Raw genomic sequence first — 6,668 nt, forward strand, 5'->3', positions numbered from 1 at the left:
GCGCGGGCCCCTCAGTCCCGGAGCCGTCGCCGTCGCCGTCGCCCGGCAGATCACCGGGACCGGAGCGCTGGGCGGGCAGTTCCTCCTGCACGGCGTCCGACTGCGCCGACTCCGGCTGCACCGCGTCCGCCGCCGAGGCGAACCGGTCGTCCAGGGTGTCCGGCGCCGGTGTCGGACCCGTGTCCTGCTCGGCGTCGTCGTAAAGCTGCCCCCACCAGTCGTCGTCGCGGCCGGTGTGCCTCTCCCCCTGCTGGCTCATGTCCCTAATTTTCCACCGCGCAGGCCGCACGAAAACGGTTCTTCCGGAAATTCCGACCCTTCTGGGCACGACAGGGGCCGCGTCTCCGGGCACGACAGGGGCCGCGTCGCGGACGCCGGAACCCGCCGGACGGACCCACCCCCCACGGGGAGCCCGCCCGGCGGTGCCGGTGTGGCCACCGCACGGCGTAGGCGCGGGCCACGGTCTGTGTGCCGGAGTCGCCCACCCCGGGTGCCCTGTCGCGGCGGGCTCAATCCGCGTACCGGCCTTCGCGGGCGCATCGATCCTCCCAGGGGTGGACGGGCATGCGGAACCGCAGGCCATGATGGACCGGGGCGGGTTTGCGCCGTGGCTGTTTCCCGCCATGGGACCGCCGGACCGGAGCCTGGGGAGGGACGTCGCCGGATGCTGGCAGCGATAGGTCTGGACGAGACGCACGAGTCGGCGTACCGGGCCCTGGTGGCGGTGGGCGCCGCCGACGTGCCGGACCTGGCGCGCAGGCTCGCCCTCGCCGAGCCGGAGACCGAGCGGGCGCTGCGCCGTCTGGAGCGGCACGGACTGGCCGCCCAGGCCTCGGGCCGTGCGGGCCGCTGGGTGGCGGCACCGCCCGGTGTGGCGCTCGGCGCGCTCCTCACCCAGCGGCGGCACGAACTGGAGAAGGCGGAGCTGGCGGCGACGCTGCTCGCCGAGGAGTACCGCGCGCAGGCCGCCGAGCCGGCCGTCCACGACCTCGTCGAGGTGGTGACGGGGGCGGCGGCCGTCGCGCAGCGCTTCCTCCAGCTCCAGCTCGCGGCGGGCCACGAGGTGTGCGCGCTGGTGACCGGCAGGCCGATCGTGGTCTCCGGCACGGAGAACAGCGCCGAGGAGCAGGCCGCCGACCGCGGTGTGCGCTACCGCGTGGTGGTGGAGCGCTCGGTCCTGCACCTTCCCACCGGCCTCACCGAGCTCGCGGCGGCGATCGGCCGTGCCGAGCAGGTGCGGGTGGTGGACCGCGTCCCCACCAAGCTGGTCATCTCCGACGGCACCCTGGCGATGGTCCCGCTGACCTCGCGCACCGTCGAGCCCGCCGCGCTCGTGGTGCACGCGAGCGGCCTCCTCGAATCCCTCTCGGGCCTGTTCGAGGCGGTCTGGCGGGACGCGCTGCCGCTGCGCATCGGGGAGGACGGCCGTACGCTCGCCGAGCAGGGCCCCGACGCCCCCGACGGTACCGACCTGCAGATCCTCTCCCTGCTCCTCGCGGGCCTGACCGACGCGAGCGTCGCCAAGCAGCTCGATCTGGGGCTGCGTACGGTCCAGCGCCGGGTGAAGCGGCTGATGGAGCTGACGGGCGTGACGACGCGGCTGCAACTGGGCTGGCACGCGTACGAACGTGACTGGGTGGCACGCCGGGCCCACCCGGCCGACGACCGGCCGCCGTCTGGGGCCCCACCCGCGCCGGGACTAATCTGACCTGCGCTTTCCCCGGATCTCCTGCACCCTGGTGTGATGGGAGTCTGGGAGCTCCTGCTGGTCGCGGTGGTGATGCTGCTCGGCCTGTGCGGAGTGCTGGTGCCCGGGGTGCCGGGGCCGTGGCTGGTGTGGGCCGCCGTCCTGTGGTGGGCCCTTCAGGACCCGAACGCCCTCGCCTGGGCGGTCCTCGTCGGCGCGTCCGTGGTGCTGCTCGCGGCGCAGGCGGTGCGCTGGCAACTGCCCCCGCGGCGGCTGCGGGCGAGCGGTGCGACCCGCCGCATGGCCTTCTTCGCGGGGGCCGGGGCGCTGCTCGGCTTCCTTGTGATCCCGGTCCTCGGCGCGCTGCCCGGCTTCGTCGGCGGGATCTACGCCGGGGAGCGCCTGCGGCTCGGCGGCCACGGCGAGGCGGTGACGGCCACGCGCACGGCCATGCGCAACGGCGGTACGAGCGTGCTGACCGAGCTGTTCGCGTGCCTGCTGATTTTGGGGGCGTGGCTGGGGGCGGTGTTCTGGGGCTGAGCACGGGCGTGAGCGGCGGCGGTGTTCGTGGGGGCGGCCGGGCGTGTTCGGGGGTTGGACCCCCGGGCCCCGCCAGTCGTGCGAGGCTCCCCGCATGACCGAATTCAGCGAAGCCGAGCGCGCGTACCTCAAGTCCCAGCGCCTGGGGCGCATGGCGACGGTCGACCCGAAGGGCCAGCCGCAGGCGAACCCCGTCGGCTTCTTCCCGCAGGACGACGGCACGATCCTGGTCGGCGGCCACGCCCTGGGCATCACCAAGAAGTGGCGCAACCTCCGGGCGAATCCGAAGGTGTCGCTGGTCGTCGACGACATCGTGAGCCTGAAGCCGTGGCGGGTGCGGGGCATCGACATCCGGGGCGACGCGGAACTCCTGACGGGCCCGCACGACTTGGGCCCGCACTTCAGCGAGGAGCTGATCCGCATCCACCCGAGGCGCATCCACAGCTGGGGCCTTGAGGAGAGGTAGCGCCGACGGCCGGTCAGGGGACTTCCATGGCCCCCCTGCCCCTGGTCTCCTGGGCCTCCGCCCGGAGGTGGCGCAGGGCGTAGGAGCGCCAGGGGCGCCAGGCGTCGCGGACGGGTTCGGGTTCGCCGGGCGGGGCGACGTCGGGGTCGCCGAGCGCCCGCATGCGGATGAACGCGGCCGTACGGGGGTCCATGCCGGGCAGTGCGGCGAGGGCGGCCCCGGCCCGGCCGCGGTCGGCCCCGGCGTCGAGGCGGAGGCTGCCGTCACCGAGCGCGGCGGCGAGCGCTCCGACGGCTCCCCCCTCGGCGACCAGCGCTTCGTGCCCCGGGAAAACATGACTCAGCCCCCCGCACGGGGCGTCGAGGGCTTGCCCGTACCGCTCGACGAGCCGTTCGGCGCCCGCCCGCCCGACGAGGGCGCGCACGGCGAACTCCTCCGGGTCGGCGGCGCCCGGCGAGCGCAGCCCAGGACGGGCGGCGACGAGCGGGGCGAGCCGGGGGTCGGCGCCGAGCCGCTCGTCCACGGCGTACGGGTCGGCGTCCAGGTCGAACAGGCGGCGCAGGCGCTGCACGGCGGTGGTGAGATCCCGCAGGTCGAAGAGGTGCAGCCGGGCGTCGAGCCAGCCGCCGCGGTGGACGGCGGCGGCGGAGTACGCCTCGTGCACGGCCACGATGCCGGTCCCGTGGGGCAGCCGCAGCGTACGCCGGTACGTACGGCCGCCACGCTCCCCCGTGACCTCCTCCACCCCGCCCACGGCCTCGTCCGCGAGCAGGTCGAAGACAGCGGCGGCCTGGTAGGGCCCCCGGTGGGCGAGCCGGAGCGGAACACCGGCGGACGGGGTGGCGCGCGCGGCCCCCTTGCGGGGAGCGGCGGCGCGGAGCCCGGTCGGGGTGAGGGCGTACACGGCGCGGATGGTGTCGTTGAACTGCCGGACGCTGGCGAATCCGGCGGCGAAGGCGATCTCGGTGACGGGCAGGTCGGTGGTCTGGAGCAGGACGCGGGCGGTGTGGGCCCGCTGCGCCCGCGCGAGCGCGACGGGCCCGGCGCCCAGCTCGGCGGTGAGCTGCCGCTGCACCTGCCGCGCGCTGTACCCGAGCCGCACGGCGAGCCCCGGGACGCCCTCCCGGTCCACGACCCCGTCCCCGATCATGCGCATGGCCCGCCCGACGACATCGGCCCGCACGTCCCACTCGGCGGACCCGGGCACGGCATCGGGCCGACACCGCCGGCAGGCCCGGAACCCGGAGGTCTGGGCCGCGGCGGCGGTCCGGTAGAACCGCACGTTCTGCCGCTTGGGGGTGACGGCGGGACAGCTGGGCCGGCAGTAGATCCCGGTGGTCTCGACGGCGAAGAAGAACGCCCCGTCAAACCGCGCGTCCCGGCTCCGCACGGCTTCGTACCTGGTCTCTTCATCGATCACGCCCTCCATTGTGCGGCCGGGAGGGCCGCGCGACTGGCGGGATTCGGACAGCACGCTCCGGGCCGGTGACGCCGCTCGCGACGGCTCTCCCCGGCCGAGGAGTCACCCTTGACGCACGCATATGCGGGACGGCGTTCGCTGGATAAAATCACCTTGTACCTGGTCGTGGGGGCGGCCGAGGTGTCTTTTGGCTGCCAACGTCTCGGGGAGGGCCCGCAGCACATGAGTCGTCGCTCTACTGGTTCCGTCGGCGTCTGGGCCGAAATGCAACGGCAACAGCAGCGCCAGCTGGCGGCTGAGGCAAGGCAACGGAGGCAGCGGGAGCAGGAGGCTCGTGCCTATCAGCGGCGAGCTGCCCAGAGCCATCGCGAGTACCGGCAGGCGGAGGCCCTGCGCCGCACGGAAGAGCTGGACGCGAAGGTCGCGTCCTTACAGGGCCTGCTGGCCTCGGGCTGCCGGGCACCGGCCTTCAGAGCCAGTTCCCTGATGCGAGCCGAGGAAGTGCAGCCGTTCGCCCCGGGCCCGCTGGCGCAGCCGGTCCTCATGCCGGATCTCAACAGCTATCAGGCCCAGGGCGGCTGGACGGCGCATCGCAGGGCCCAGGCCCAGGCCGAGGCGAGAGCACGCTTCGAGCGGGACTGGCACGCGGCTCAGGCCGCGGAGGCTCACCGGCTGCGACAGCTCGCGTCCTACCAGCGGGAGTATCAGCAGTGGGCCGACGCGCAGCTGGCCGACGTACGGCGGCACAACGCGGGCATCGTCGCGCTGACCGAGGGGGTGAGACGCCGCGATCCCGACGCGGTGGTCGAGTACCTCTCCGCCGCCCTCTACGCCTCCACGGCGTGGCCGGAGGCGTTCCCCCGCCAGGTCGTGGCGGCCTACGATCCGGCGGCCCGCCAGTTGGTCCTTGACTGGGAGCTGCCCGCCTACAGCATCGCGCCGGAGATCAAGGCCGTTCGGTACCTGTCCGGGGCCGATCAGGACAAGGAGACTCCCCGGCCGGTCACCCAGCGCCGGGCTCTGTACAAGGAGGCGCTCGCTCAGTGCATGCTCCTCGTGCTGCACGAGCTGTACGCCGCGGACGAGCACGGTGCGCTTGAGTCGGTGGCCCTGAACGGGTTCGTCGATGGGCACGACCCCACGACGGGCCGACCGGGCCACATCTTCCTCGCGACCGTCATGGCACCGCGCGCCTCGTTCCGTGATCTGCACCTCGCGCAGGTGGACGCGGTCAGTTGTCTCGCCGACGCGTTGCGCGGGCAGCTCTCGAACCGACCCGACCAGCTCACGCCCGTGCGGCCGAGCAGGCGGCCGCAGGACGTCGGGAACCGCGTGATCGCTCACGGCGACGTCGAGGAGCCGGGCCTGTTCAGCATGGACCCGATAGCCTTCGAGGAACTCGTCGCCGACCTCTTCCGGGCCATGGGCATGCAGGCGGTGACCACCCAGCGGTCCAACGACGGGGGTGTGGACGTCGACGCGCTGGATCCGACTCCGATCCGCGGCGGAAAGATCGTCGTGCAGGTGAAGCGCTACCGCAACACGGTGCCGCCCACCGCGGTGCGGGACCTGTACGGAACGGTTCAGGACACCGGCGCCAACAAGGGTGTTCTCGTGACGACGTCGGGCTTCGGCCCCGGCTCCCACACGTTCGCCAACGGCAAGCCGCTGGAACTGATATCCGGCCCTGAACTCGTCGACCTGCTCCATCGCCATGGGCTGCGCGGACGGCTGGATGAGGGCGGCGCTCCGGCCCGGCCGACCGCCTCGGCTCCAGCCGCTCAACTGCCGGAGGACTACAACGTCCTGGGCATGTCCTGGGGCGGCGACGTCGCCCTGGACGTGTGTGCGCTCGTCTGCCGTGGCAACCGCGTACTCAGCGACGATCACTTCGTCTTCTTCAACAATCCCCGGACGCCGGACGGCTCGGTGCGTGCTCTTCCCGCCGTCGCGCCCGACAGGGCCGCGATCTGTGTCTCCTTCGACGGGCTGCCTGCCGAGGCCGACCGGTTCGTCCTCGTGGCCGCGGTCGATCCGGAGGCCAATCCGGACGCGGATCTCTCCGGTTTCACGGACGCCCGTATCCGCCTGCTCGACCCGGGCCTGACCGAGCTGGGGGAGCTCGACGTCTCGGAGGGGCGGCCGCGCGAAACCGCCCTGGTGCTCGGCTCCTTCCGCCGCAGGCCGAACGGCGACTGGGACTTCGTCCTGGGCGGCAAGGGCTACCTGGGCGGTCTGGAGGAACTGGTGCGGGACTTCGGCATCGAGGTGGAGTGAGAGCCGGGTGCCGATGTCGTCGCCCGGCAGCGGAGCGCGGGGTGCGCGGGGCTCCGGGCTCACCCGAAGGGGGGGGGGGGGGGGGGGGGGGGGGGGGGGGGGGGGGGGGGGGGGGGGGGGGGGGGGGGGGGGGGGGGGGGGGGGGGGGGGGGGGGCCCCGCGCCCCGGACCGCTGGAAGCGCCCCCGCTACAAGCGCCCCCGCTTGATCTGAAGGGCCGCCCGGCCCTCGGCGCCCCGCAGGCGCCATTCGCGGCGGAGTTCCGCGCGGGCCCTCACG

Annotated in this window: 5 protein-coding genes and 1 pseudogene; 4 read left to right on the forward strand and 2 right to left on the reverse strand. The window is 73.9% G+C overall.

Going from position 1 to position 6,668, the window contains the following annotated elements:
* Nucleotides 1-259 (reverse strand): annotated as a pseudogene (locus AB8Z36_RS28990) (protein phosphatase 2C domain-containing protein); the annotation flags it as partial.
* Between the two features lie 405 nt (nucleotides 260-664).
* Here AB8Z36_RS28990 and AB8Z36_RS28995 point away from each other — a divergent pair.
* From AB8Z36_RS28995 to AB8Z36_RS29005, 3 genes are all read left to right on the forward strand, one after another.
* The gene (locus AB8Z36_RS28995; RefSeq protein WP_369216349.1) at nucleotides 665-1,708 is read left to right on the forward strand and encodes a winged helix-turn-helix transcriptional regulator; all 1,044 of its coding nucleotides are present in this window, start codon (nucleotides 665-667) and stop codon (nucleotides 1,706-1,708) included.
* A 36-nt stretch (nucleotides 1,709-1,744) separates the two neighbouring features.
* On the forward strand, nucleotides 1,745-2,227 hold the full coding sequence (locus AB8Z36_RS29000) for a DUF456 domain-containing protein (RefSeq protein WP_369216350.1): 483 nt from the start codon (nucleotides 1,745-1,747) through the stop codon (nucleotides 2,225-2,227).
* Between the two features lie 94 nt (nucleotides 2,228-2,321).
* On the forward strand, nucleotides 2,322-2,693 hold the full coding sequence (locus tag AB8Z36_RS29005; protein ID WP_369216351.1) for a PPOX class F420-dependent oxidoreductase: 372 nt from the start codon (nucleotides 2,322-2,324) through the stop codon (nucleotides 2,691-2,693).
* Nucleotides 2,694-2,706: 13 nt separating this feature from the next.
* Here the strand turns inward: AB8Z36_RS29005 and AB8Z36_RS29010 are convergent, their stop codons facing one another.
* Nucleotides 2,707-4,122: a bifunctional transcriptional activator/DNA repair enzyme AdaA gene (locus tag AB8Z36_RS29010; protein ID WP_369216352.1), complete on the reverse strand. Its 1,416-nt coding sequence runs from the start codon at nucleotides 4,120-4,122 to the stop codon at nucleotides 2,707-2,709.
* Nucleotides 4,123-4,335: 213 nt separating this feature from the next.
* Between AB8Z36_RS29010 and AB8Z36_RS29015 the strand changes: the two genes are divergently transcribed.
* Nucleotides 4,336-6,390 carry a restriction endonuclease gene (locus tag AB8Z36_RS29015; RefSeq protein ID WP_369216353.1) on the forward strand — a complete coding sequence of 685 codons (2,055 nt, stop codon included), beginning with the start codon at nucleotides 4,336-4,338 and terminating at the stop codon, nucleotides 6,388-6,390.
* Nucleotides 6,391-6,668 lie beyond the last annotated feature (278 nt).

The organism is Streptomyces flavofungini, assembly GCF_041028215.1.
Taxonomy (GTDB): Bacteria; Actinomycetota; Actinomycetes; order Streptomycetales; family Streptomycetaceae; genus Streptomyces; species Streptomyces flavofungini_B.